21 protein-coding genes are annotated in these 24,671 nt (G+C 53.0%); 18 read left to right on the top strand and 3 right to left on the bottom strand.

The genetic code is table 11. The features are described from left to right. The first annotated feature begins 341 nt into the window (after positions 1–341). The 5 genes from MO767_RS11145 (at position 342) to MO767_RS11125 (ending at position 5,380) form a co-directional block, all read left to right on the top strand. Positions 342–839: a hypothetical protein gene (locus tag MO767_RS11145; protein WP_282480516.1), complete on the top strand. Its 498-nt coding sequence runs from the start codon at positions 342–344 to the stop codon at positions 837–839. Between the two features lie 458 nt (positions 840–1,297). Beyond that, the gene (locus MO767_RS11140; protein ID WP_282480515.1) at positions 1,298–1,855 is read left to right on the top strand and encodes a polysaccharide biosynthesis/export family protein; all 558 of its coding nucleotides are present in this window, start codon (positions 1,298–1,300) and stop codon (positions 1,853–1,855) included. A 20-nt stretch (positions 1,856–1,875) separates the two neighbouring features. Then, positions 1,876–2,997 carry a hypothetical protein gene (locus MO767_RS11135; RefSeq protein WP_282480531.1) on the top strand — a complete coding sequence of 374 codons (1,122 nt, stop codon included), beginning with the start codon at positions 1,876–1,878 and terminating at the stop codon, positions 2,995–2,997. A gap of 20 nt (positions 2,998–3,017) precedes the next feature. Continuing rightward, the gene (locus MO767_RS11130; protein ID WP_282480514.1) at positions 3,018–4,580 is read left to right on the top strand and encodes a Wzz/FepE/Etk N-terminal domain-containing protein; all 1,563 of its coding nucleotides are present in this window, start codon (positions 3,018–3,020) and stop codon (positions 4,578–4,580) included. Positions 4,581–4,648: 68 nt separating this feature from the next. Continuing rightward, complete coding sequence (locus MO767_RS11125; protein WP_256657768.1) at positions 4,649–5,380, top strand: CpsD/CapB family tyrosine-protein kinase; 732 nt, start codon at positions 4,649–4,651, stop codon at positions 5,378–5,380. Between the two features lie 44 nt (positions 5,381–5,424). Here MO767_RS11125 and galE read toward each other — a convergent pair whose 3' ends face one another. Beyond that, complete coding sequence (galE, locus tag MO767_RS11120) at positions 5,425–6,402, bottom strand: UDP-glucose 4-epimerase GalE (RefSeq protein WP_282480513.1); 978 nt, start codon at positions 6,400–6,402, stop codon at positions 5,425–5,427. A 258-nt stretch (positions 6,403–6,660) separates the two neighbouring features. Between galE and MO767_RS11115 the strand changes: the two genes are divergently transcribed. Next, entirely contained in the window at positions 6,661–8,307 is a 1,647-nt protein-coding gene (locus MO767_RS11115; RefSeq protein WP_282480512.1) for a phosphoethanolamine transferase, read from the top strand. A gap of 64 nt (positions 8,308–8,371) precedes the next feature. Here the strand turns inward: MO767_RS11115 and MO767_RS11110 are convergent, their stop codons facing one another. After that, positions 8,372–10,999, bottom strand: a complete 2,628-nt coding sequence (locus tag MO767_RS11110) for a glycosyl hydrolase family 5 (RefSeq protein WP_282480511.1) — start codon at positions 10,997–10,999, stop codon at positions 8,372–8,374. A 5-nt stretch (positions 11,000–11,004) separates the two neighbouring features. Beyond that, positions 11,005–12,528, bottom strand: coding sequence for an O-antigen ligase family protein (locus tag MO767_RS11105; protein ID WP_282480510.1), 1,524 nt, complete (start codon positions 12,526–12,528; stop codon positions 11,005–11,007). A 95-nt stretch (positions 12,529–12,623) separates the two neighbouring features. On the opposite strand from MO767_RS11105, the gene MO767_RS11100 reads away from it, so the two are divergent. The 12 genes from MO767_RS11100 (at position 12,624) to MO767_RS11045 (ending at position 24,613) form a co-directional block, all read left to right on the top strand. After that, the gene (locus MO767_RS11100; RefSeq protein ID WP_282480509.1) at positions 12,624–14,000 is read left to right on the top strand and encodes an oligosaccharide flippase family protein; all 1,377 of its coding nucleotides are present in this window, start codon (positions 12,624–12,626) and stop codon (positions 13,998–14,000) included. Between the two features lie 140 nt (positions 14,001–14,140). Further along, complete coding sequence (locus MO767_RS11095) at positions 14,141–14,335, top strand: hypothetical protein (protein WP_282480508.1); 195 nt, start codon at positions 14,141–14,143, stop codon at positions 14,333–14,335. Beyond that, on the top strand, positions 14,332–15,801 hold the full coding sequence (locus MO767_RS11090) for a GMC family oxidoreductase (RefSeq protein WP_282480507.1): 1,470 nt from the start codon (positions 14,332–14,334) through the stop codon (positions 15,799–15,801). Before MO767_RS11095 ends, MO767_RS11090 begins: the two co-directional genes overlap by 4 nt. Positions 15,802–15,936: 135 nt before the next feature. Further along, a complete protein-coding gene (locus MO767_RS11085) occupies positions 15,937–16,554 on the top strand; it encodes an acyltransferase (protein ID WP_282480506.1) in 618 nt (205 codons plus the stop codon). Continuing rightward, positions 16,547–17,503: a glycosyltransferase family 2 protein gene (locus MO767_RS11080; RefSeq protein ID WP_282480505.1), complete on the top strand. Its 957-nt coding sequence runs from the start codon at positions 16,547–16,549 to the stop codon at positions 17,501–17,503. The genes MO767_RS11085 and MO767_RS11080 overlap by 8 nt, the downstream gene beginning before the upstream one ends. Positions 17,504–17,511: 8 nt before the next feature. Continuing rightward, on the top strand, positions 17,512–18,036 hold the full coding sequence (locus MO767_RS11075) for a serine acetyltransferase (protein ID WP_282480504.1): 525 nt from the start codon (positions 17,512–17,514) through the stop codon (positions 18,034–18,036). Positions 18,037–18,079: 43 nt separating this feature from the next. Beyond that, on the top strand, positions 18,080–19,057 hold the full coding sequence (locus MO767_RS11070) for a glycosyltransferase (RefSeq protein WP_282480503.1): 978 nt from the start codon (positions 18,080–18,082) through the stop codon (positions 19,055–19,057). A 7-nt stretch (positions 19,058–19,064) separates the two neighbouring features. Continuing rightward, positions 19,065–20,000: a DUF535 family protein gene (locus MO767_RS11065; protein ID WP_282480502.1), complete on the top strand. Its 936-nt coding sequence runs from the start codon at positions 19,065–19,067 to the stop codon at positions 19,998–20,000. Between the two features lie 75 nt (positions 20,001–20,075). Beyond that, positions 20,076–21,278, top strand: a complete 1,203-nt coding sequence (locus MO767_RS11060; protein ID WP_282480501.1) for a glycosyltransferase — start codon at positions 20,076–20,078, stop codon at positions 21,276–21,278. After that, complete coding sequence (locus MO767_RS11055) at positions 21,275–22,462, top strand: glycosyltransferase family 2 protein (protein WP_282480500.1); 1,188 nt, start codon at positions 21,275–21,277, stop codon at positions 22,460–22,462. The genes MO767_RS11060 and MO767_RS11055 overlap by 4 nt, the downstream gene beginning before the upstream one ends. Continuing rightward, on the top strand, positions 22,462–23,196 hold the full coding sequence (locus tag MO767_RS11050) for a WecB/TagA/CpsF family glycosyltransferase (RefSeq protein WP_282480499.1): 735 nt from the start codon (positions 22,462–22,464) through the stop codon (positions 23,194–23,196). Before MO767_RS11055 ends, MO767_RS11050 begins: the two co-directional genes overlap by 1 nt. 274 nt (positions 23,197–23,470) lie before the next feature. Next, entirely contained in the window at positions 23,471–24,613 is a 1,143-nt protein-coding gene (locus MO767_RS11045) for a hypothetical protein (RefSeq protein ID WP_282480498.1), read from the top strand. The last annotated feature ends 58 nt before the right edge of the window (positions 24,614–24,671 follow it).

Below are 24,671 nucleotides of genomic sequence, written 5' to 3'. Positions count from 1 at the left end.
AAGTTGCCGACAAACCCGCCTTTACAGACGTCGTCGGGGGGCGAGCCCTTGCCATTGCCAAGGTGCTTCGTTGCCCGGTGCAGGGCGCTTTGCCGGGTCGTGTGCCAGCGTCCTGATGCGGGCTAACGCCCATGCGTGAAGCTGTTACAGATGGATAGAATTCACAGAGCTGATGCGCTTGTTGTGGCGTTATATTGACGCCACTCGCCCTGAAATTAAATTTCAATTTATTATTGTGACGAGCTATTGACGTAATGGCGATGTGCTTATAGGCTCAATTTAACCGATAAAGATTCCTTCAACCGACAAAAGAATAACCCCCTACGCAAGGAGGCGGTGTTATGCGCTCAACACTTGTCATTAAATTTGTGTTGTTTTCTGTGATTCTGAGTGGTTCAGCTGTTGCTAGTGCACATACGACCAGTTCGTCCTATGAAATTAGTCGCATAAGCAACACTAGCGAAGAGTCAAAGCCTCAACTTGGCACGGCTCTTGACGAGCGCTCGGATGGCGCATCGCTTTCTTATGGTAAGGGCCTTGGCTTACCTTCGTTGATCACCGAGGTTTACTTCGATGATGCTCATTCTGCCAAGTTTAACAGTGTCATTCATCACGCTGACTTGGGCGTGGGTGCAACCGTCAAGTCTTCTTCGGGTGACGGATTAATGGCGGCGGTTGACAATAAGCAGTTCAAGATCGATTCGACAGTCCAGGATAAAAGTCTGGTTGAGGTATCTGACATCAACCAACCGAATGCAGTGCCGCTTTCTGCGGCAGCATGGTTATTTTCTTCCGCGTTGTTTGGTTTTATTGTGGTCGCCAACCGACGGAAGATATAGGTGTTGTTAACGTTTTTGGCAATAAGGGTTATTTAGGCAGTCACTCTGGTGGTTGGGTAGACACACAGTCTTATGTGTTGTTTTTGCGGATGATGTCCGTCTTGCAATGATATTTGGTTTGTAGTTGTAGATGTCAGATTAGTTGCGCTGGCAAATGTATTCATAGTCAGGTTGACAGTGTCGCAATTGAGCCGATTCGAGCTGGCATGGTGTAGTTAATATTGGCGCGAATTACATCAGAGGTAATTTGGTTGCTCCAACCTGTTGTTAATTAACATTATTTTTCTGTTTTGCACTAGCGTTCCGACTTAGGGTGTGTTGCTTTGGCGGAATGTACCGCCCAGAAGCTCAAAGTGATGCAGTTTAGTAGTTTCTCTGGCGAGAAATAGGCTAGAGTGATTTGACTAGGTTTTTTTGTTCTAAACTCGTTGCATGGCTACTTAGACGGAGGGATCCCGATGTTCCGTTCATTGATACCTGTGCTCTGTGCGCTGGCTGTTTGGCCCAGCATTTCCAGTGCCGTCGAAAACGACCCGACTTACCGGCTGAGTCCGGGAGATAACCTTTCCGTTTCCGTTTGGGGTGAAGACAAGCTCAAACAGGATGTGCGTGTACTCCCCGATGGCAGCATTACCTTCCCGCTGGCAGGGCAAGTCAATGTTTCCGGGCTGGATGCCACCGCTGTCGCGAAGCTAATCGCTCTCAAGCTTGAGGCTTTCATACCTGATCCGCAGGTGAGCGTTGTCGTTACCGGCACCGAAGGTAATCTCGTCTACGTTCAGGGTAAAGTGCTGAAACCGGGCACCGTGCATATGTCTGGTCAAACGTCAGTGCTGCAGGTAATAAGCATGGCGGGCGGGCTCGACAAATTCGCCGATAAAGGCGACATTAAGGTCGTGCGGCTCAATGGGGCTAGACAAGAGATCCTGCGCGTCGACTACAGCGAGTTGATGTCAGGGAAAGACATGACCACCAATTTTCTACTTAAAGCCGGCGATACGCTGGTCGTGCCTTAGCCTTGCGCGAGGCACTAGGGATTACTTTGCTTGGATTTCGAACGACCGGGGTTGCGACGGCAATCCTGGCTTTGTCGTGGTCGGACATGACCTGTGCTGTTACTTGGCAATCAGCTATAGCAGTGCCTTCGACGGTCGAGTACGACAGCAACCCACTGCTGCTCACGAGTGATGAGAAAGGGGTGACCCGTACCATCATCGCCCCCGATTACAGCCTCGTGGGTACTTCCGGACGGGATGAGTTCCAGTTCGGTCTCGGGGTAAATATCGTGCGTTCGTCGGATACGTCGATCGTTTCGGACCGTGAAGATCCCAGATTAAGGTTGGGGTGGCAGCGCGAGACCGAAACGGGTGCTTTTGGACTCACGGCGAGGTATGAAGAAAACTCTACGCTTTCCACGGTGGTTCAGGAAACCGGCGTAGTTGCCTCTGATGGCACGCAAAAGATGTATGTGGTGGGCGGCAACTGGAGCACTGCTCTCAGCGAGCGAAGCACCCTGGTTAACGAGACTGACTACACTCATGTCACTTACGATGTTAATACACTCACCAACTATGACGAGCTGGCGACCCGCTTCAGCTGGAACTATGCATGGAGTGAGCAGGTCGAGCTGTTTACCCGTCTTGGCGTGAGGCGCTATGAGCCGGAGAAGGGGTCTGCGGTGGCTTCCTCAAACAGCTACACCCCAGCGGTCGGCTTGAATGTCCAACTCTCCGAGCGGCTTAAGGGGACGGCCTACGTGGGTCTCAACCAAGTTTCCGGCACAGGTAGCGGCCCCAAAGGCCAGGGCGGTTTAATGTTGCAATATGCCGGTGAGCGTATTGATACCAGCATCGACGCCAGTCGTAGCACTCTCGCCAGCGGGGACGGTGGTTTCGTCGAGGTTGATGCCCTGAGGGGTACATGGAGCTATGCCGTCGACGAGACCCGACGCACCGGTTTCGATGTCGCCTGGCAAGACGCCAAAGGCCGGACGCCTAATACCCTGAAAAATTACAGTGCCTGGTTTAGCCAAGAACTCTCGCCTTTTTGGATTGCACGCCTATCCTACACATACAAACAACGCCAGCAAGATGGCTTGCCGGATGCCACTGCAAACGTCGTCGGGCTGATGCTGACTTATAGTTATCCCGGTCTCTGACATTCAGCTGTGTGAGAAATATGACCTCTGAATACGAAATGTCGTTCAACGACTACCTAGCTATCATCAAGCACCATGCCCTGCTGTTGATCCTGAGTTTCGTGGTCATACTCGGCGTGGGCATAGCGGTAGCGATCTCTCTACCGCCTACCTATGAGTCATCCGGCACGATTCTGGTGGAGTCTCAGCAGATTTCGCCGGACCTGGTGGCGGCCAACAACAATACCTTTGCCGATGAGCGCATCGAAGTCATTCGCCAGCGCGTGATGACCCGTGAGCATCTGGAAGGGATCATCGACAAATACAATCTTTTTGCTTCGCAAAGTCGGCAACTGAGCGTTAGCGAGAAGATTGAAGAAATGCGCAATGCGATTGTGGTCTCTCTGGTCAGTGCGGCCGTCAAGGGGCGCGGAGAGGTGACGATTGCTTTCCGTCTTTCCTTTGAGCACCGGCAGCCAGAGATTGCGAACAAAGTTGCCAATGAGCTGGTGACGCTGTTTCTGGATGAAAACATCAAGCAGCGCACCGAGCGCGCCAGTGAAACGACAGAGTTCCTGACGCAGGAGGCGGACAAACTCAGGGTGGAACTGGAAACCCTTGAGAACCGGTTGGCGGACTTCAAACAGGCACACAGCAACGCGCTTCCCGAGCATCAGGAACTGCGCATGAATATGTTGTCGCGCGCCGAAACCGAGCTTAAAGAGGTCGATCGTGACTACAAAACTGCCCGTGAGGAGTTGCGCTTCAATGAGTTGGAGCTTTCCGCTGCGAATGCCGGGCTAGCGACCAAGCCTGGAACACCCGGTGCGGCAGTTGATAAACCACAGGATCTGGCTAGCCTCAAAGCGGAGTACATCAGGTTGCAGTCGCTGTACACGCAAGCCCACCCCGACGTGCGTGCCGTCAAACGCAAAATTGCTGCACTTGAGGCTGGCAAAGGTGCTGGTGGTGGAGCAGCTTCGGTCAATCTGGACGTTGCCAAGGCCCAGACGCGGATCTCCGCAGCAGAAGCACGTATCAAGTCGCTGGCCGATCAAAAGCAGCAAATACTCGGAAAAATAGCCGAATACGAGGCGCAAATTCTTGAGACGCCGCAAGTCGAGCGCGGCTTGGTCACGGTGATGCGTGACCATGATAACGCTCGTAAAAAATATGAGGAGATTCGCACGAAGGAAATGGGTGCGAAAATTTCCGAAAGCCTGGAGCAGGAAAACAAAGCCGAGCGTTTTGTTCTTCTGGAGTCACCACTGATGCCCGAAAAGCCGGTACGGCCGAACCGTAAAAAAGTGGTTGCCATGGGTTTCTTGCTTGCCCCGGTGGGTGCTGGTGCGCTGGTGATGCTTCTCGAGATGATGAGTCAGCGTGTGCGCGGTGCTCAGGCCTTGGCCAGCGTGCTGGGTAGACGCGTATTGGTTTCCATTCCCTACATTCACACCAAGGCTGAACTGGCACGCCGCAGGAAATGGCGAATGCTATTGATCGTCTGTGGAGTCGCGATAATCGCGATCTTTCTGGTGCTCCTGCACTTCCTCTACATGCCTCTGGATCTTCTGATGTTTAAAGCTCTGGGCCGGTTTGCATAAGGAATATAACCATGGAAATAATCAATCTCGATACCGAAAAAGCCGAGCAACAGACCTCGTCAAAAGCCATGACACCGACCGCGCAGTCCACAGGTCTGAATGCACTCAGTTATGTGCAAACCAAGGTTGTACCTTTGCGACCAGATCACCTTGAGCGCAACCGCATTGTGGCTTACAACAAAAATTCGAGTATGGGCGGGGCATTCGATCTACTGCGTACACAAGTGCTGAAAATCATGGAAGAAAATGGCTGGCGCACGCTCGCCATCACCTCGCCGACTCCAGAGGCAGGCAAAACGGTGTTGGCTATAAACCTGGCAATGAGTATCGCGCATCACACGACCAAGACGGCGTTACTGGTGGACTTCGACTTGCGTCGTCCGAAGGTGGGTGAGTATCTGGGTCTGCCGATGGATAAATCGCTTAATGAATTGTTGGCGGATGAAGCTGAACTGCAAGAAGTACTGGTCAATCCGACCTTGCCGCGCTTTGTGGTCCTGCCGACGCGTGAGCCGATTCCTCTTTCCACCGAGGTGTTGTCATCGCCTGCAGTGAGCCATTTGATTGCTGATCTGCGCGAGCGCTACAACTCACGCATCGTAATTTTCGACTTGCCGCCGTTGTTGAGTTCGGATGATGTGATTAACGTCTTGCCCAGGTTCGACTGCGTCCTGCTCGTTGTCGCTAATGGATTGAACAGCAAGAAAGAGATCGAGGAAAGCCTGCATCATCTTGGGACAGCCAACCTGATTGGCACGGTGTTGAACAAAGCCGAGCGCGAAAACCGCTCTTACTACTAGAGCATCACCCGCAGGAGATCGGCGCTATTGGCTAGCGCCGACGGTCAGTGCCAAGGGTACTTCTGCTCCCAGCTCCAGGCGTGCGCCACTATCTGTTCAAGTGAGCCAAATTGCGGTTGCCAGCCAAGTAATGTGTTGGCCCTGCGGGGATCGGCCACAAGGCGTGGTGGATCGCCCGCGCGACGTGGCGCTTCGCTGACAGAGATATCCTGGCCGGTCACGTAGCGCGCGGTATCTATCACTTGCTGTACTGAGAAACCTTGACCGTTACCGAGGTTGAACGCCGTGCTTGCACCCCCTGCCAACAGATAATCCACGGCAAGTGCGTGAGCGGCAACGAGGTCGACAACGTGGACGTAGTCGCGAATGCAAGTGCCGTCAGGCGTGTCGTAATCACGGCCATAGACGGTGATGGTTGCGCGCCGTCCGGAGGCTGCTTGCAGGATCAGGGGCAGCAGGTGGGTTTCCGGTTCATGGCGTTCACCTAACTGTCCTTCAGGGTCTGCTCCGGCGGCGTTGAAGTAGCGCAGGCAGACCGATTTCAGCCCGTATGCGCGGTCGAAATCCTCAAGCATCTGCTCCACCATCCACTTGCTGCGACCATAAGGGTTGATCGCGACCTTGGGATGCTCCTCGTCGATGGGTACATACACCGGGTCACCGTAGACGGCGGCGGTCGAGGAAAAAATGAAGTTTTTAACCCCGGCGCGAACCATCGCCTGGAGCAGCGTCAGGGTGGCGGCGAAGTTGTTTTGATAGTACTTGGCAGGTTTAGCGACGGATTCGCCCACCTGTATAAAGGAGGCGAAGTGGAACACGGCATCGAAGTGGTGTCCCGCAAACAGGGCGTCCAGCGCCTGTTCGTCGGCTATGTCCAGTTCGACCAATGTCCCGCCCCTCAACGCGCTGCGATAACCCGTTGAGAAATTATCTGCCACCACAAGATCGTGACCCGCACTCAGTAGCTGCTTCACCATGTGCGAGCCGATATAACCCGCGCCACCCACCACCAAAAATTTCATCCTGATCTCCGATTTCCTGGGCACTATCGCTGTTCAAGCTACCGCAAGTCGAACTTGATTGTATAACGGCCATCAAGGCAGGTCGCGGGCAGCTTCTTCATTTGCTCCAGAATGCCAAGGGTGAACTGTGCCAAGCCTTGCGACTCGCTACGTTTGGAGCGCCAAAGGAGAGATTATTTTGAACAAGATACCGCGAGAGCGCCAATTGGAGCTACCCTCTGAGGAAGCATATGGGCATCCTGCGAGAATAATAATCAAATGAAAAATCCTGCCAAAATTATCGATTACTCATTAAACATATTCAAAGCAGAATGGCCAAATTTAGTGTTGTGGTCATTTCTGATATCACCGTTGATTGTTAGAGCGCTAACAAACAATCAATACTCTAAAATTGATTTATTGGTCGTTTACACCCTTGGCATGTCGGTGTTGTGGCTTTTGGCAATTAGATTTATTTCATCCAATCAGTTCAAGGTGCACATCATTCTGCTGCCATTCTATTTGATAGCGGCTATTGATCTCTTTTTGGTGTTGAATTTCAACTCGAGATTAACAGCTGCCTATATATTTATTGGCATGACAAACTATCAGGAGGCAAGCGAATTTCTGCCGACCTATTGGCAGCCAATCAGTATCGTTCTGGTGATTTTCATATTTTGCTATGGGGCTGGATTAATCGGCCTGCATAAGCGCGAATTATATAAAAACAAGGGTATTTTTGTTTTGGTTGTTAGCGCCTTGTTAGTGGGCTATGGGGCGTATTTTTATAAAACCGTCAAACTTAATTCTTTCGGGAAATCTGCAGTCATGGATCTCCTTGCAAAAGATCAAAGCACGCCAGTAGGTTATTTGTCGCAGATTGCCCTGACTGCAAATTTGTATTTGGGGACGGAGGAGCTTATCAAGCGCCGTCGGGAATCCGATGTAAAAATAACCAGTCTGTCGAATCAATCCAATATAGAAACCATCGTTTTTGTAATCGGTGAGTCATCACGGCCGCAGAACTGGTCCCTCTACGGCTATAACAAGGAAACAACCCCGAATCTCGGTAAGCAGGCGGGGCTTTTCAAGTTTAATCAGATCTGCACGACAGCTCCCTATACCTCGTTTGCGGTTCCTTCAATGCTGAGCCTTGAGCCTATATCGGATTGGGACGCCATTGCGTCAACAAAATCATTGGTGAGTATCTATCGCGCAGCCGGGTACATGACCTATTGGTTGTCTGTGCAGGAGGTTGATAGTTTTGGCGGAATAATTCCACAAATAGCCGCAGAGGCACAATACCGTCAGTATTTTGAGAGAAGCTATGATGGAGCATTGATTTCAGAATATGAAAAAATACTGAATAAAAGCGGTACAGAAAAGAAAGCCATATTCATTCATGTCAAGGGCAGTCATTTCGAGTATTCACGCCGATACCCGGAAAACTTCGATAAATTCAAGCCATCAACAGACAGCTTCAAAGACAAAATTACCGCGGAATATGACAATAGTATTTTGTATACGGACTGGCTATTGAGCACAATTGTTGATCGATTGAAGTCAAGCAAAAAACCATCTGTCTTGTTTTATTCATCGGATCATGGTGAAAACATGATGGATGACAGTCGAGGGCTCTTGGGTCATGGAATTGGCAATAAATATGATCTTCCGGTTTCGGCATTTATCTGGGCATCCGATAATGTTTCAAGCCAGCAATCGCTCAAGCTTTTAAAGTTGAAGGAAAGAGAAAGTCAGAAAATCAGCATATCCTCCTTGCCACATACTCTTTTAAATATCACAGGGGTTTTCACGAGTAAGTACAGAAGTTCGGATGATTTATTAAGTGATGATTTTGTATCGTCGAAATGTCCACATCTGCTCGGCGCAGGCTATGTTCCATCGTTTGATTTTGACGCCCTTTAAATAGCCCTCGCGGAACAACGCCGCAAGGCGTTGTTCCATCAAGTTGAGGTCGGCTGCGCATCGTCTAAGGTTGTGCTTGCGTGACGTCTTTTTTCAAAAACAACCAGTTCGACGCCTGCAAGCCGTCGAACTTGATTGTGTAGCGGCCATCAAGGTAGGTCGCGGGCAGCTTCTTCATTTGCCCCGGAATGCCGTGGGTGAACAGTGTCAAGCCTTGCGGCGCCTGGATGGTTAGCGTGCCCTCGAGGGGCTCAACGTAAAAAGGTATTTTGTCGTCGTCTTGGGGAATGGCGCGTGTGCCTAACGAAATCAGTAAATCCTGCGATCGGCCCAAAGGCGCGTCGTCCAGACTTTGCACCACCACACTGGCGTTGGCGGTCTTCACTTGAACCTTAATGTTGCCCAGGCTGATCGATTCGCCGCCGATCCAGCCGGTAGCGGCCTGGGTACGCGGTGTATTAATGGTGTAGACGCCTTGTTTCCAGTTGCGCTTTAGCTCTCCCGTGTCGGTCGTGGACTCGATGGCATTGGCGTCCAGCAGCGACTGGTCAGGGTCATGAAATTCCTGTGCATTGCTTGGGATAACGCTCTGTTGCAACCAAGGCAACTCCGGCGTTTGTGGCATCGCGATTTCCAGCTTGCCTTTCTCCATGGCTGTGCGCAGTAGAGCAGAGTTGGCCGGTGTGATCATTTGGTTGAACAGGGTGCCTGGCGTCGGCGCGAAGACGTAGGTCGTTGTTGCTTCGCGAACGTCTGCACGGCGATAAAGCAAGGCGGCGGCGGGCAGGGTAGCCAGCATTGCAGGGTCGTTATAGGCGTGCCAGTTGTTGGCACTCATCCCTTGGCCCCCCAATGGCTCCTGGCTGTAGGCATATTGCATCAGTGCATCCCAGCCTTGGTGGCTGGCGGTGCCGGCGATATAGAGTGGCAGCGAGTGACGGTCTGGTATCGGGAAAGGCTCATTGTTCCACTCGGTGACGGTCAAGGGTTTGCCTATGACCTGGCCGGCGGCAATCCAATTCACTATGCCGTCGCTGTAGAGCGGGTTTTTCTCGACCTGTCCCGAGCCACCGTAGCTATGGACATCTATTACGTCGCCGGCAGTAAGGGCCGGCAGGGAGTTTAGGCCATTGCGGCCCCAGCTACTGGTCGTGGCGATGGGGACCTTCACGCCTATTCCACGCAGGTGTTGAATCATATCGACGTTGAAACGTCGCTCCAGATCGTTAAGGAACATCTTGGAGGGGCCTGGCTCCCAGGAGCGCCAGGTCTGGTCTGCAGACAGATTGTGCTGTTTGGCAAAAGCCTCGGCCTCCGCCATGTAGACGCGGTTGTGCTTCGGCAGATTCTTGTCTGGCAACAGGGCGTTGCCAAAGTGGTTGGTGACGTCGTTTTCGTTGGTGATCAGTACGGCGGCAATCGCCGGGTCGTCTTTGTAGGCGAGACCGGTATAGCTGTTTACATGGGTCATGTAGGCTTCGGCAAAGCGCTTCATGGCTTTCTGAATGGTGAGATTCACATAGGAATAGCCCTTGAGATAGGTGAAGTTTCCCGCTTCTTTTGGCAATTCATCGAAGCCAAAAATGTTGTCGTTTTCAGTAAAGACTCGCTGGACGTGCAGATCGAGCCACACATAAATGCCTTCGTCTTTCAGGCACTTGATCCACCAGTCGATTTTTTTCAGCGATTCCGGGCTCAATTGCTGGGTGGTGCTGCGCGTGACCCTGCCGTCGCCAAAGATGTTCGGGAAGACCCATGGCGAGTCATGGTGGTGCAGTCGTACAAGATTGAAGCCCAGTGCCGACAGGCGTTTGGCCTGCAGCTTGATTGCATCGTCTGATGTGAGGAACAGCGTGTAGGCCGAAAGGTTGGTGCCCCAGAAACGCGCCGCTGTGTTGTCGGCAAATAGCAATTGCTCGCCGGAGGCTTTGATGAAGCCACGCTTGCCTGCAGGTTTTTCCTGAGCGTTGAGAAAGGACAGGTCGACCGGCGAGGTTTTCCAGTCGAGCTTGTCAGTCGGCCAGCTCTTTGGGTCCGACAGCCCGAAGCGCTCGGTTGTGGTCGGGCCGACCGCCACATCGCCAGAAACGCTCAAGGTGGCTGTGAAGTCCTGGCGGCCAGGTTTGATCGTGTTCTTGTAGAAAAAAGCACGCACCTCGGATTTACTGCCCGGTTCAAAGTACACACCCGCCAGTGCGGGCTCGAAGCGCATTTCGATGCGTCGCCCTTGTGCATTGCCCCAGGTCCAGCCGCGGTTGTCGGGTAGCAAAGTGGGCTCGCCCATTTCTCCAGCGAAAAGAGCGGGGTCGAATTCGAAGACGATGCCACCACCTGAAACGCCAGACTTCCCGCTGTGTGCATCCAGGACAAAGTTCCAGGTCAGCTTTTGCTCGTCTTGCTTCTGAATCTGCGCAGTCAAGTCGAAATCCAGCGCTTTGTTTTTACCTGCAAGGGAGTATCGATAAGGGGTATTTACCTTGAATTCGGTCTGCAAATACGTCCAGTCCCAATTGCGCCCAAAGAACGAGAATGTCGTAGCAATTACCGGACTGCCACCACGCGCCAGCATTGGCAGGCCATTGCGCTCATCCACACTGACGACCCAGTCCGACGCCCAGGTACGAAACGGCCAAATAGCAAAAAACAGCAGTGGCAGGAGCAGTATCCGGGGGCGACGAAACAACTGGATCATGGGTTCTACCTGAGTTGGAGGTGGGCGCTCGCCGTGACGGCCGTCGAGGTGTGCTTGAGCCTGCGTGCCATCTGAGCGTAGGCGACGCCCAGTCCAGCCACCGACCAATACACCACGGGGATTACCGTGATACTGCTAACGGTAACGATGGTGATCAGGATCCCGGCCAGTGTCGCCAGAAGTGCACGTCCGAGTCGGCGTGCCTCATCGTCTTCGTTGGGGAACGAACGCATCCCCTTGCGGATGCCCTGCAGAACACTGACGAAAAAAACCACGAAAAGCGTCAAACCAATCAAACCGAACGACAGCGCTATGCCGATATAGGTGTTCACGATATCGATGATCCCCTGGCCCTGAATCATGGACTGCATTTCCGGTGTGCTGCGGAAATTGAAAGAACCCAGCCAAGGGTTGCGCTGGATAACGATCACGGCGTTATCAATCAAGCGCTGCCGGTAGGTGATATTTTCCACTTCCACCGTGCCGATAAACGGTAGCAGATCAAGCACTTTTTGCCCGCCCGGTACGACGGCCAGCAAGGGAAGGGCGAGCCCCCCGGCGGCGACCAGCAGCATCAGGCGTTTGATCGCTTTACGGCCGGTGCCGATGAACACGACGATGATGACGGCTGCACCGATCCAGGGGCCACGCGACAGCGGTGCGAACAGACCACCGGCGAGCAACAGTGCGCCGAGGCTGCGCTGCAATTTGCTACGTACCTCCTCCTGCATGTACAGGTAAAAGCCGATGGCCACGCTGATGACGAAGCCCAGCGCAATGGCCTGGCCGGTAGTGGCGCTGGCGCGTAATGAGCCACCACGGCTCAAGTAGCCGGGATCCCATTGCATGCCCATGGCGTTGACAACCGCGCTGTACAGCTGCCAGCGCTTGGAATATTCGAAGAGACCTATAAGCGACAGCACCATGGCGGCGAGTACAAAACCGAACAGAGCGTCCTTGAAGTCGCTGAGGTTCTTCAGCGCCCGGCTGGCAACGTAGTAAGGCAAAAAAACTTCGAGAAACAGGTAGAGCATTTGGCGCAAGGTGTCGGTGACGGTGGTTTCGCGCAGCAAAAGCAGACTCGTCAGCAGGAGGTAGGCGGCTAACAGTTTGTCAGGCCCGGTGCGCCCGAAAGGGACCGTGTCGGCGCGCTTGCGCAGAGCCAAAAAAGCCGGAAGCAACACACACAGTGCCAGCAGACGAATATGGTTAAGGACAACAAAATAGTTGATCAGGCCGAAGCCGGGAATCTCCGCCGGGGACGGCGGGATGAGAAACAGCAGCAGGAAAAACAACGCCACGGGATTGCGTTCGTTTTTTCGTGCGAAGGTCAGAATGATCGTGGCAATGCCCGCGTACACCCAGAAACTGTGCGAAACAAATGCCAGTAGCGTCAATACGAACCACAGATTGCGCCGCCGAGTGAAATTACGGTCGGGAATCAGGTCTGCTGCTGGTCGACGTGCCATGGCAAAAACGATGCCAGCAAGGACCAGAATGACGATTAACGCGCGGAAGTGCTCAGGCATGGATGATTGGACTTATTGATTGATGAGCGACGACTAGTGGAATGGCCAGACGCGACTATAGTTCCTTTTGAGCCATTGAGTCCGGGGATGATGTTATGTCGTTAGTTGATTTGTCGCCAACGTTGGGCCTTCGTAAGCGAGCGATTTCTGCCGGGGCATGGAATCTGGGGGCGCTGGTTACGTCTCAAGCCTTTCGCTTGGGCGGCAACCTGATAATGGCCCGTCTGCTGATGCCGGAGATGTTCGGCATCATGATGATCGCCATCACCGTTTCTCTGGTTCTGCACATGCTTTCCGATGTCGGCTTGCGCCAGAACATCATCCAGTCCCCGCGTGGCGACGATCCGGTGTTTCTCAATACCATCTGGACCGTGCAGATCGTGCGCGGCTTTATCCTTTGTGCTTCGACACTTCTCCTTGCGGCCCTCGCCTGGTATGCACAGACCATTAATCTGTGGTCGCCCAATTCCACCTACGCCGCACCCGAGTTGCCACTGGTGTTAGCCGTGACCGGTTTCTCGGCAATCATCGTTGGCTTTCAGTCGACGAAAATCGACCTGGCAGTGCGCGCTTTCCAGCAAAAGAAAGTGGTGCTCACCGAGTTTGGGTCTCAGGTCGTGGGGCTGGTGGTCATGCTGGGCATCGGTTACTTCACCAGGTCCATCTGGTCGCTGGTGATTGCAGGTCTGATCCAATCGATGGTCAACACGCTGTTGGGGCATTTCTGGTTTGAGGGCCCTTCCAACCGTCTACAGTGGGAGCGTTCTGCGCTCGATGAATTAGTCGGCTTCGGCCGTTGGATACTGTTGTCGTCGGCAGTGGGCGTATTGGCCATGTACGGTGATCGTGTCTGGTTCGGCGGCAGCATGACGGCCAGCGAATTGGGCGTTTACTCCATTGCCGTGCTGATTTTGGGAGCTGTTCAGCTTGCGTTGCAAAAGGTAGTCGGGGCCGTGGCCTTGCCGGCCTTCAGTGAGGCCTCAAGAACTAATGACACCGTACGGCTCCACGCTTTGTACTACCGCTTGAAATTGATGCTCGATCTTGCCTGCCTGTTTCTCTGTGGACTGTTCCTGACCGGCAGTCCACTGCTCATCAGCATCTTGTACGATGAGCGTTACGCTCAGGCCGGCAACATGATGGCCATTCTTTCGCTCTCTTTTTTCACAATGCGCTACCTGCTGGCGAATCAGGTCTGGATTGCCTTGGGACTCACCAAGTACCAGGCCATTGATAACATTATTCGCGTGGTCTCGTTGTGGGTGCTGCTGCCTCTGCTGCTGGCGATTGGCGGGGTCAAATATGCGATTTGGGGCGCTGCCCTGTACACGTTTCCTACGCTTATCCTGGTTTTTTATGTCAATTGTCGTCTGGGGATGTTCAGTCTCAAGCGTGAGCTGGTAGTGCTGCCAATGCTGGCGGTGGGGGCTTTGTGTGGGGAGTTATTGACGGATCTTGCTAAATGGCTTTGATTTGATCTGTTTCTCTTGATGTTTCCAAAACTAAGGCACAGCGTCGCCATTGAGGTGTTGATGGCGGTTGCCAAAAAAATGTGGCCTTGATGTGTAGTTGAAATTTCCAACGTAATCTCGATGTCGTGGAGTTTTGAATCATGAGAGAAACTGATTTGAGTACCTCTGTGATGGGGCGCAGAGGCTTCCTCCAGGCTTCTGCTCTATTGAGTCTTGGGGGGCTCATGTTCGGATTTTCCAAAGCCGTTGCCCGGCCTTCTGCTGCTAAATCCGAGTTTGTTGTCATCAACGGATGGGTGCTGCCTGCCCGGCATTTTCGGCAAACACAAGCATGATCAAAGACTACCAATCGCAGAAAGAACTCCGCGACCACTATGACATCTGCATCATAGGCGGTGGGCCGGCCGGCATTACGCTGGCCTTGCGTTTAGCCGGTAATGGTCGGCGTGTGGTGCTTGTCGAGGGCGGCGGGCACGAGTATTCGCCGGCTTCGCAGAACCTCTACACGGTCTCATCGTCAGGCCTCGAGATGTACCCTCATGAAACACGCCTGCGTTATCTTGGCGGGACCTCCAATCACTGGGCCGGGCGATGCCGTCCATTCGAACGGTCGGACTTTACCGTAGGCCCTCCGGTGCCCGTGCCCGGTTGGCCCATCGCGTTTTCCGAGATCGAGCGCAATCTGTCGGCGGCCATGGATATTGTCGATCTTCCGCCGCACTCTGGATTCAAGGCTATCAATGCGAGTTTGGACGGCACCGACTTTGATGCCGATCGTTTCCTGCTAAGCCCGCCGACGCGATTTGCACAAAAATATGCCAGGGAACTTAATGAGACCGAGGGGCTGGATGTCTTCATCCATTGCAATTGCGTCGATCTTGAGTTCGACAGCAAGACCGGCCGCATAGCAACGATAGTCGTCTCGGACTACGAGTTGCATCGAGAGCGAATCACGGCAAAACAATTCATTCTGGCGACAGGCGCGATCGAGAATGCCAGGCACCTGCTTAATAGCGAGTCCCTGGCAGCTGGCGGTATCGTAAGCAAGGATGGTTTCGTCGGTAGATGCTTCATGGAGCACCTGAACGTCGAAATGGGAAACTTCATCCTGAAAGACGGGCAGGGTACAGATGCTCGGCAGGAGTACTTCACGACCGATGCATTCGTGATGGAGCACAAGTCAGGTAAAGGGAATGTGACGGCCACGCTTGTAGCTGAAGTGAAATCATATGGGCGAATGGCTTCCATCAAGAGCTTTTTCGAGAACCTCATTTGCGAAGCGGGTGCGGAGCGCAAGGTTGAATTTATTGCCAAGTTCGATTGCCCTGGAGATGGGGTGCTCGGCACGCTGATCGAGCAGTTTCCCAACCCTAATAGCCGCATCTCATTGCTCGACGAGCGAGATGCGTTGGGGATGAGGAAGGCAAATGTTCATTGGGAACTGACCCCGGCAGACAGAAATACCGTCAAGTCCATAGGGCTCGAAGTGGCAAAGTGTTTTGCCGAGACAGGGTTGGGCTTTGTCAAGCTGGAAGAATACGTTTATGACGTCGATTTGCCACTGAGGCTCAATCCCCATGCTCATCATATGGGGACCACACGCATGGCGACGTCGCCTGAGTTTGGCGTTGTCGACGAGAACTGCAAAGTGTTCGGTGTCGAGAATCTATACGTTGCGGGCAGCAGTGTTTTCGCTACAGGCGGTGCCTGTAACCCCACGATGCCTCTTTTGCAAATTGTTCTTAGGCTGGCGGAACATCTTAACTATCAGATGGGGACCGGGGTGGGCAGATATTCATGAAGGGGGGAGCATGTGTGGATTATTTGAGTGTTGGATTTTAGGGAAGCGTCTACGCTTAGGGTAGTGGTAATGAAGAATCAGGGTGTATCTAACCTTGGCACAGGTGTCTATCGCTGAATTATTGAGGCTGACAGGATGATTGGTCTACTAAAGCGTACTATTGCTTATATTGCAAAAACAACGGGGCATGGGACCTCGCTCTATAAAAAATTCTGTAAACCGGACGGGTATGAATGGGCTAAACATATGGTTCGGTGGGGGGGGCTGCACTCCATCGGTAAAGGCGTATGGATCAATCCTGCTGCCAATATAACTGACCCTTCGCTAGTGCGACTCGGAAATAATGTGGGTTTATCTTGTTGCACGCTATTCGGCCACGATGGAATAGTTGGCTTGCTCGAGGTGCGCTATGGTAAAAAACTTGACTCTGTCGGCGCTATCGATATACGTGATAATTGTTTTATCGGCTATGGTTCTATTATCATGCCGCGTGTGACTATTGGTCCTGATTCGATTGTTGCAGCCGGTGCTGTAGTCGTAAAAGATGTTCCGCCTGGAGTAGTGGTTGCGGGTAATCCAGCCAAGGTCATTTGTACAATGGAAGAGGTGTTGGCGAAAGTCGAAGAGCGTAGCGCCACTTATCCGTGGATTGACCTTATCAGGCAGCGCAGTGGTGTATACGACCCGGCACTTGAACCGAAGCTTATAAAAATGAGAGCGCAACACTTTTTTGGCGAGCAACCCAATGGTTAGCGCTCCCCTTGACGTGTTGGTGGTTAATTACAATACAGCGGAGTTGTTGCAACCGATGTTTAATGCGTTACGCCAGTCAAGTAGCGTGGATCGCACGCGCTATTTGGTGGTGGATAATGCCTCTGTCGATAATTCGCTGGAATGTCTGGCAACTATTTGTCCAGAGGCATTGCAACTTGCCAATGAAAATAATGTTGGCTTTGGGCGTGCCAATAATCAATTGGTTGAACACCTGCAGGGCAAGTATGCGTTGCTCCTCAATACCGATGCCTTTGTTGCTGCGGATACCCTGAGCAAGACCCTCGACTATATGGAGACTCATCCTGATTGCGGTGTCCTCGGCGTTCGGTTGGTTGGACGAGAGGGTGATTTACAGCCCTCCTGTCGCTATTTTCCAACGCCGTTAAATGTCTTCCTTTCGCATACGGGGCTTGAACGTTTTTTCCCTGTGGTGAAAAAAGTCGACGACATGGCCTGGGATCATGCTTCGGTGCGTGAGTGCGACTGGGTGCCCGGGTGCTATTACCTGATCCGCCGTGAAGTCATCGATCAGGTTGGCTTGTTCGATCCGCGCTACTTCCTTTATTTCGAGGAGATAGATCACTGCAAACGCGTTAAACAGGCAGGCTGGAAGGTGGTTTATTACCCGCATACCACGGTGGTGCATATCGGCGGTGAAAGTGCCAAGTCTGTTGACAAACTCAATACGGTTAGTCGTCAACTACCCACGTTACAAATCGAAAGCGAGCTTTTGTACTTCCGCAAGCACCACGGTCTGCCTGGTTTGGCCTCACATATGCTACTGGTGAGTCTGGGTGATTTGATTGTGGCGCTCAAGGCGCTATTGAAAGGCCGCGGCCGCGCCGCTTTAGGGATGTGTTGGCAGCATACTCGTGTGACCTGGGCGTTGCTGCGTGATACCAAATTCGCTAGCCAACCAACACGGTAGAGCCATTTATGTTCGAAAACATACGTGCGGACTTGCGTGCATACGCCGGAGATTGGGGGGCTCAGGGGTTTTGGGTGATGGTGGTTTATCGCTTTGGGCGCTGGCGTTACGGTGTGAGACCGGCACTGTTACGTAAGTTGTTCTCCTTCATATACAAAGTGCTCTTCAAACTGGTGCAGATCGTCACGGGTATCGAGCTGCCGTGTGAGGTGGTGGTCGGGCGCAACTTCGTCATCGATCATTTCGGCGGAATCGTGATCAGCGGCTATGCGCAGTTCGGCGATGATTGTCGTATTCGCAATGGTGTCGTCGTGGGCCTCAAGAATGTGAGTGAGCCGATCGCTCCGGTGATGGGTAACAATGTTGATATCGGTGCAGGGGCCAAGGTGCTGGGCAATATCCGCATTGGTAACAATGTCGTGATTGGTGCCAATGCCGTGGTGCTGATCGATGTACCGGACGACTCGATGGCAGTGGGCGTGCCTGCGACTATCAAGAAAAGGAAGTACGCAGAATCGAGGGAATTCTCATGAATCATTCGATGGATTACTTCAATTGCGTCGCTGAGTGAGCGCCATGGCTATGGGTATTGGTGTCGTTGTTATCGGTCGCAACGAAGGCCTACGGCTTGAGCGTTGTCTGATTTCTCTCGTCGGTTCGGCGGAGAAGGTTGTTTATGTCGACTCTGGATCAACGGACGGTTCAGTGCAGATGGCACTGAGGCTTGGGGTCGAGGTGGTCGAGTTGGATATGACGATTCCCTTTACGGCTGCGCGTGCGCGCAACGAAGGGTTTGCCTGCATGCAACGCTTATTGCCGGCGATGCGTTATGTGCAGTTCGTCGACGGTGATTGTGAGGTTATTGGCGGTTGGCTGCCCCATGCGCAGGCTTTTCTTGATACACATCCTGACTTCGCGGTGGTCTGTGGACGGCGCCGTGAACGTTTTCCGCAGCACTCTGTTTACAACTTACTGTGTGATTTCGAATGGGATACGCCGGTAGGTGAGGCCAAGGCGTGTGGTGGCGATGCGCTGATGCGGGCTGACGCTTTCGCCGAAGCGTCCGGGTTTCGACCGGACCTAATTGCCGGGGAAGAGCCTGAATTGTGCGTGCGTCTGCGCGGGAATGGTTGGAAGGTCTGGCGTCTGGGCGAGGAAATGACCTTGCACGATGCAACCATGACCCGGTTCGGCCAATGGTGGCAGCGTACCCTGCGCGGTGGTTATGCCTTTGCCGAGGGCGCATTTTTACATGGGGCTGCACCGGAGCAACATTGGTTGCGTGAGTCGCGCCGTGTCTGGTTCTGGGGATTAGGTGTCCCGCTGGCGACTGTTATCGCGAGTTTGGTGTTGGGATGGTTTGGGCTGCTTGTGCTGCTGGTCTATCCATTGCAGGTCGTGCGCCTCGCCCGTGGGGGCGACAGATCCACGCGCGAAAACTGGCTGCGGGCTTTCTTTCTCGTGCTGGGGAAGTTTCCCGAGATGCTGGGGCAAGTCAAGTTTCTACTGAACAGATTCGGTGCCGGCAAGACGGCGTTGATCGAATACAAGTGAGACTTATATGAATAATTGGGTGATATTAAAAAGCGTGTTTTTTTTGCATGCAGGATATTCCTTAAGGGCATTGAATAATAAGTTTAAAATGCTGGTTTTAGTTGCAAAAAACTGGTCCGAGCTAAAGTTGTTTTGCGGGCGTATGTCGAACGCCCTGGGTAAGTCCGGTGTTGAGAAATTAGGCGGGGATTGTGTGGGCGTTGTTCATTGGCCATACATCAGTAGAAGCTGGAGCCCCAAGAATAAACTTAGTGTTTTAGCCTCGCATTACGAAGTGGTTACCAAAAGCTGCCCGCAGCTATTGCTGTTGGGGCGAAGTGACAGTTTGATGCTGAGTGATTTGTCGGAGTTTGCTGCTGGCTGTTCCCTGGTGCTGGATCGTCCCTTCTGGTTTATGCGTGAAGGGGAATTGGTGCTGAACTTGTTTCAGGGGGATCTGCGGATTGCATCAATAGCCTTCACCTTGTGTCGCACGGACACTGAGTTATGTATTTTTATCGGCGCCGTTCAAGGGATACATAAAGGCGTCGAGAGTGAACTGTCGTTGAGTATCTACAGGGACCTGACAAAAGACTTTGAAGGCCTTCGGCCGAGAAGCTTTCTGATCGAAGTTACTAAATACATTGCCATCAATATCGGTGTTGAAAAAATTTATGCGGTAGGGGATGGGTATCGCCACCATCGTCATCCGTATTTTGGCGCTCACAAAGCTCTAGAACTGGCGGCAAATTACGATGTGATCTGGTTAGAGCATGGAGCGACTCCATCAGAGCGCGAAGATTTTTTCGAGATTCCCATGATTCTGTCCAGGAAGCCGCTCGACAGTATTGCTTCAAAAAAACGTGCCATGTACCGCAGGCGCTATGAGCTGCTGGACGACACCTTTAAAAAGATAGATGGCGTGTTGATAGGCAGTTATAGCAGCAGCCGTGTGGCTAGTTGACGTTCCTGATACCTGTACTACTGTGGGATTACTTGCAGTAATAATCCACCGCAACGACAACTAAGTCTGGTTCCTATGCGTATCGCTTATTTCATCAATCAATACCCCAAAGTCAGCCATAGCTTCATTCGTCGCGAGATTTTGGCGTTGGAGCGTCAGGGGTTTGTGGTGCAGCGCATTGCTCTGCGTGGCTGGGATGCCGAATTGGTGGATGCCGAGGACGTGTCCGAACGCGATAAAACCCGGTATGTGCTGCAGGGCGGAGTCAAAGAGCTGTTAGTGCCTGTGCTTCAGGTGTTGCGCGCCCAGCCGCGACGTTTTTTTTCGGCGCTTTGGCTGGCGCTACGCATGGGCCAGCGTGCCGATCGCCCCTGGCCATACCATTTGGTTTATTTGTCGGAGGCGTGTCGCGTGCTGACCTGGTTACAGGCGTTTGGGGCCGAGCATGTGCATGCGCATTTCGGCACCAACTCAACCGAGGTGGTGATGCTGGCCAATGTACTCGGTGGGCCGGCGTACAGTTTTACTGTGCACGGGCCGGAAGAGTTCGACAAACCGCAGTTTATTCATTTGGGCGAGAAAGTCCGGCGCGCAGCTTTTGTCGCGGCGATAAGTTCTTATGGGCGTAGCCAGCTGTTTCGCTGGGTGGCTCATGTGCACTGGCCAAGGGTAAAAGTGGTGCACTGTGGGCTGGAGCGGGCGTTTCACGACGTGCCGGCCGTTGCCGTGCCATCCGCGCCGCGGTTGGTTTGTGTAGGTCGTTTGTGTGAGCAGAAGGGACAACTGTTGTTGCTTGAGGCTGCCCGCATCCTGGCAGCGCAAAACGTGGAGTTCGAGATTGTACTGGCTGGCGATGGAGAAATGCGCGCGGAAATCGAAGCCCTTATTGCACGGCATGGCTTGCAGGCGCGGGTGCGAATTACCGGCTGGATCAGCAGCGAACAGGTGCGGGCGGAGATTCTTGCGGCGCGGGCCTTGGTGTTGCCGAGCTTCGCCGAGGGGTTGCCGGTGGTCATCATGGAAGCCATGGCGTTGCGCCGACCCGTACTGACGAGCTATGTGGCGGGCATTCCCGAGTTAGTGCAACAGGGTGTGAACGGTTGGTTGTTTCCCGCTGGAGCTGTGGATGAGTTGGCAGCGGCGCTGGCGGATTGCCTCGCGCAACCTGTCGAGGTGTTGCAGCGGATGGGCGAGGCGGCTTATCAGAGAGTGCTGGAGCGACACGACATCGATACCGAAGCGGCCAAGTTGGCTAATTTGTTTAGGGCGCAAGCATGATCACATTACTTAGTTGGCTGTTCAGCTCACTGCTGATACTCATCCTCCTGCCGGTGTTGGTGCTGTTTGTGCAGGTGCTGATGGCCTGCCTGCCTGCACGATCGCGCTCGTCGGCGCATGGATCGCGACCGCGGTTGGCGGTGCTGATACCGGCAAACAATGAATCCTCGATCATCGTCGCGACGTTAAATAGCATTCGGCCGCAGTTGCTTTCGGGTGATCGCCTATTGGTGGTGGCGGATAACTGTTCTGACGACACGGCCGCGCTGGCCCGCACGGCCGGCGCCGAGGTGGTGGAGCGCAGCAATGTTCAGCAGCGTGGCAAGGGTTTTGCGCTGGACTGGGGGGTGCGTCATTTGGCGAGCGATGCGCCGGACGTCATGATTGTTATCGATGCGGATTGCCAGGTGGCTGAGGGTTCTATTGAGCGCTTGGCAATCTGTTGCATCAACTCAGGGCGACCAGCGCAAGCACTTAATTTAATGCGTGCTCCAGCAGGTTCCGGGCTAAAAGTGCGGCTTGCCGAGTTTGCCTGGTGTGTGAAGAATCGGGTACGGCCGCAGGGTTGGACCCGGCTTGGTTTGCCATGTCAGTTAATGGGCACGGGAATGGCTTTTGTCTGGCGGGATCTGGCATTGACCAATTTGGCCAGTGGCCACATTGTTGAAGATTTGAAGATGGGCCTGGATTTATGCCGAAGCGGCAAGCCGCCTTTGTTCTGCCCCGATGCTCTTGTGACCAGTTATTTTCCGCGCAGCGATGAAGGTTTAACTACCCAGCGTACGCGCTGGGAACATGGTCATCTAGGGGTGATCCTTGGGGATACGCCAAAGTTGCTTGTGGAGTCGATTGGCCAGGGTAACTGGCGTCTGCTGGCTATGACGCTGGATTTGCTGGTCCCTCCTTTGGCCCTATTGACGTTGGTCTTGGCGGCGGCATTTGGTCTGTCATGGTTGGTATTTATGCTGTCGGGCGCTTTGGCGCCAGCATTGATAGCTTCCTCCGGGGTGGCAATATTGGGTGTGACTATCTTGCTGGCATGGAGCCAATTTGGCCGCGGTATTATTTCTTTTTCAGCCTTGTTGTATGCGCCGTTCTACGCGCTGAAGAAAATCCCTTTGTATCTCGGATTTTTGATTAAGCGCCAGGTTGAATGGGTGCGTTCGAAGCGAGATGACAGCTAATGCGTGCTTTATCCTGGCAGCACAGCTGGCAAACGATTACCCGGAAACTCAGGGTGGTCAGCGATGTTGATGACGAGCAAGCATTGATTGATGCGTTATCCAGACCTGACGTGACGACAGTGCTCGGGTTCGCGAATGCCCATGCCATGAATCTGGTGGTGGCCAATACCGAGTACTTTAACGCGCTGTTGGCTGCGGACGTGTTATTACGGGATGGCTCCGGCATGGCCATCCTGTTTCGTCGCCTCGGCCTGGAGCCGGGGCTGAATATGAATGGCACCGATTTCATTCCCAAATTGCTGGCCGCGTTCAAGGGCCGGCGCGTGGCTTTCTGGGGTACTGAAGAGCCCTTTCTAGCCCACGCGGTGCAGCGTAGCGAAGCGCTCTTTGCGGTCAATGTAGTCTCTGCTCACCATGGTTTTGCGCCGGTGGATACCTACATCAACCTTGCCCGGCAGTTTCAGCCGGAATTGGTTGTGCTGGGTATGGGCATGCCGAAGCAAGAAGCCGTCGCTGCCAGGTTAGCCGTCAGCGGTGCGCCATGTCTGGTCGTGTGCGGAGGGGCGATCCTGGATTTTCTCGGCGGCAAGGTGACTCGTGCTCCGCAATGGGTGCGTCGACTCGGTTGTGAGTGGGTGTTCAGGCTGATAGGTGAACCAAAGCGATTATTCAGACGTTATGTGGTGGGTAATCCGATGTTCTTGTTGCGCACGTTGATCTACAGGGATTCCTGACGTTACAAGAATTTGACGCCTGGCCGGCGCCATAAAAAACACGGCTGAAATATCTTGCAAAACCCCGACGTAGCACCTTTACTCAGGTTGGAATTATCGACTTGACGGGTATGTTCGGGGTCGTTTTCATCATTAAGATTGGCGTCAACAAAATGTTGTCAGACGCCGCAAATTTTGAAAAAAAGTGCTCGACTGTCGAGGCGCTCATTTCTAGTAGTTAGCTTATTGATTTGTAAGTTCAAATGGGCATTCCTTGAAGTGTGCTAATAACCAAATGAAAAAATACATAGCCGAATTAATACGTAAGTTAATTTCTCCTTCAATGCGATTTGAGCTGCGGAAAGCGCTCGCCTGGCTGCAAGATATATGGGGGAGGGCATGTTTTTGGCGCTGGGAAATTGCCAGGTTCAAACTGCGCGAAGACAGCACCTATGACATTCTCTATGTGGGCAGGAAAACACAGCGGGAATTTGTAAAGGTTCTACTGGGCGCTGAATCTCAAACAGTTAATAGCCAATTGAAGTTGGATAATTCAGAGCGGACAGTGTGGGTCAGTGAAATGCCGACCTTGGGGGCATTATATGTGCCTCAATATTTAAGTGCTGTCGTTCCACTGAGCAGGTCAATTGAGGATATTACGGCCAGGTACAATACCGAGTTGCGTCGAAATCTGCGCAAGAACCGGTTGCGCTATCGTATGAAACAGGCCTTGAACGATGACGAAATTGAAATCGCAGATCGGGAAATGCTGAAGCCCTATGCCAGCGCAAGGCATGGAGCAGCCGCCTCTCAAATTGAATCCCGTGAAGTTCAACGGGTGGCAAAAAGCGCCGGGCGGCTCGATCTAGTACTGCTGGAGGATGAAATTGTTGCATGCCATCTTGGGTGCGTGATTACCCGGGCAGGAAAGCGCTACTGGAGCACCGTCCGTTTCGGCTACCCCGATGGTGTATTTTCAGATGCTAAGAAATTACGTGAAATTAACTCGATTACCACGTTCATGGCGCTTGAATGGGCGATAGAAAATGGTTTTGACTATTATGATATCGGAACTTGCCTGGCACGCCCGGACGATGGACTTCTCGAATGGAAAAGACGGCGTGGTGGTGATGTCGATACGCTGGGTAACTACGGCTATTTATTTGTTCGACTGCCTAAGGTGGGCGCGGCGCAATTTCTTTGGGAGACGCCTCTATTTGCTGTCGAAGGCAAAAAGCTGACACTTCATCTTGGGTTGCCAGACGGACCAAGTGATGAGGAAGTCGCGGGTCGATATCGTGAAATGGGTTTTGGTGGACTGTTCAAAATATATCTTCATTGTTCTAGAAAGCCGGAAGAGGCGCTTCTCGACACCTTGCGCGGCCGCTACGCTCATCTGGCATTACCCCCTATACTGGAAACTATTGTATCCACCTGAATAGGTTGCTTTAAAGAAGTAGGGTTTACGTGTTTGGCCATAAACGCTGTTTCGGTTT

Source organism: Pseudomonas sp. UYIF39, assembly GCF_029963765.1.
GTDB lineage: Bacteria > Pseudomonadota > Gammaproteobacteria > Pseudomonadales > Pseudomonadaceae > Aquipseudomonas.
The sequence above is the reverse complement of the archived record's forward strand: the minus strand, read 5'-3'. Positions and strand labels throughout refer to the sequence as shown.

Coding starts and splice junctions, on each gene's coding strand:
- MO767_RS11060 (WP_282480501.1), top strand. CDS start 20,076: ATGCGTATCGCTTATTTCATCAATCAATACCCCAAAGTCAGCCATAGC.
- galE (WP_282480513.1), bottom strand. CDS start 6,402: ATGAAATTTTTGGTGGTGGGTGGCGCGGGTTATATCGGCTCGCACATG.
- MO767_RS11055 (WP_282480500.1), top strand. CDS start 21,275: ATGATCACATTACTTAGTTGGCTGTTCAGCTCACTGCTGATACTCATC.
- MO767_RS11100 (WP_282480509.1), top strand. CDS start 12,624: ATGTCGTTAGTTGATTTGTCGCCAACGTTGGGCCTTCGTAAGCGAGCG.
- MO767_RS11110 (WP_282480511.1), bottom strand. CDS start 10,999: ATGATCCAGTTGTTTCGTCGCCCCCGGATACTGCTCCTGCCACTGCTG.
- MO767_RS11105 (WP_282480510.1), bottom strand. CDS start 12,528: ATGCCTGAGCACTTCCGCGCGTTAATCGTCATTCTGGTCCTTGCTGGC.
- MO767_RS11115 (WP_282480512.1), top strand. CDS start 6,661: ATGAAAAATCCTGCCAAAATTATCGATTACTCATTAAACATATTCAAA.
- MO767_RS11070 (WP_282480503.1), top strand. CDS start 18,080: ATGGCTATGGGTATTGGTGTCGTTGTTATCGGTCGCAACGAAGGCCTA.
- MO767_RS11095 (WP_282480508.1), top strand. CDS start 14,141: ATGAGAGAAACTGATTTGAGTACCTCTGTGATGGGGCGCAGAGGCTTC.
- MO767_RS11145 (WP_282480516.1), top strand. CDS start 342: ATGCGCTCAACACTTGTCATTAAATTTGTGTTGTTTTCTGTGATTCTG.
- MO767_RS11140 (WP_282480515.1), top strand. CDS start 1,298: ATGTTCCGTTCATTGATACCTGTGCTCTGTGCGCTGGCTGTTTGGCCC.
- MO767_RS11065 (WP_282480502.1), top strand. CDS start 19,065: ATGAATAATTGGGTGATATTAAAAAGCGTGTTTTTTTTGCATGCAGGA.
- MO767_RS11045 (WP_282480498.1), top strand. CDS start 23,471: ATGAAAAAATACATAGCCGAATTAATACGTAAGTTAATTTCTCCTTCA.
- MO767_RS11050 (WP_282480499.1), top strand. CDS start 22,462: ATGCGTGCTTTATCCTGGCAGCACAGCTGGCAAACGATTACCCGGAAA.
- MO767_RS11090 (WP_282480507.1), top strand. CDS start 14,332: ATGATCAAAGACTACCAATCGCAGAAAGAACTCCGCGACCACTATGAC.
- MO767_RS11085 (WP_282480506.1), top strand. CDS start 15,937: ATGATTGGTCTACTAAAGCGTACTATTGCTTATATTGCAAAAACAACG.
- MO767_RS11125 (WP_256657768.1), top strand. CDS start 4,649: ATGACACCGACCGCGCAGTCCACAGGTCTGAATGCACTCAGTTATGTG.
- MO767_RS11075 (WP_282480504.1), top strand. CDS start 17,512: ATGTTCGAAAACATACGTGCGGACTTGCGTGCATACGCCGGAGATTGG.
- MO767_RS11080 (WP_282480505.1), top strand. CDS start 16,547: ATGGTTAGCGCTCCCCTTGACGTGTTGGTGGTTAATTACAATACAGCG.
- MO767_RS11130 (WP_282480514.1), top strand. CDS start 3,018: ATGACCTCTGAATACGAAATGTCGTTCAACGACTACCTAGCTATCATC.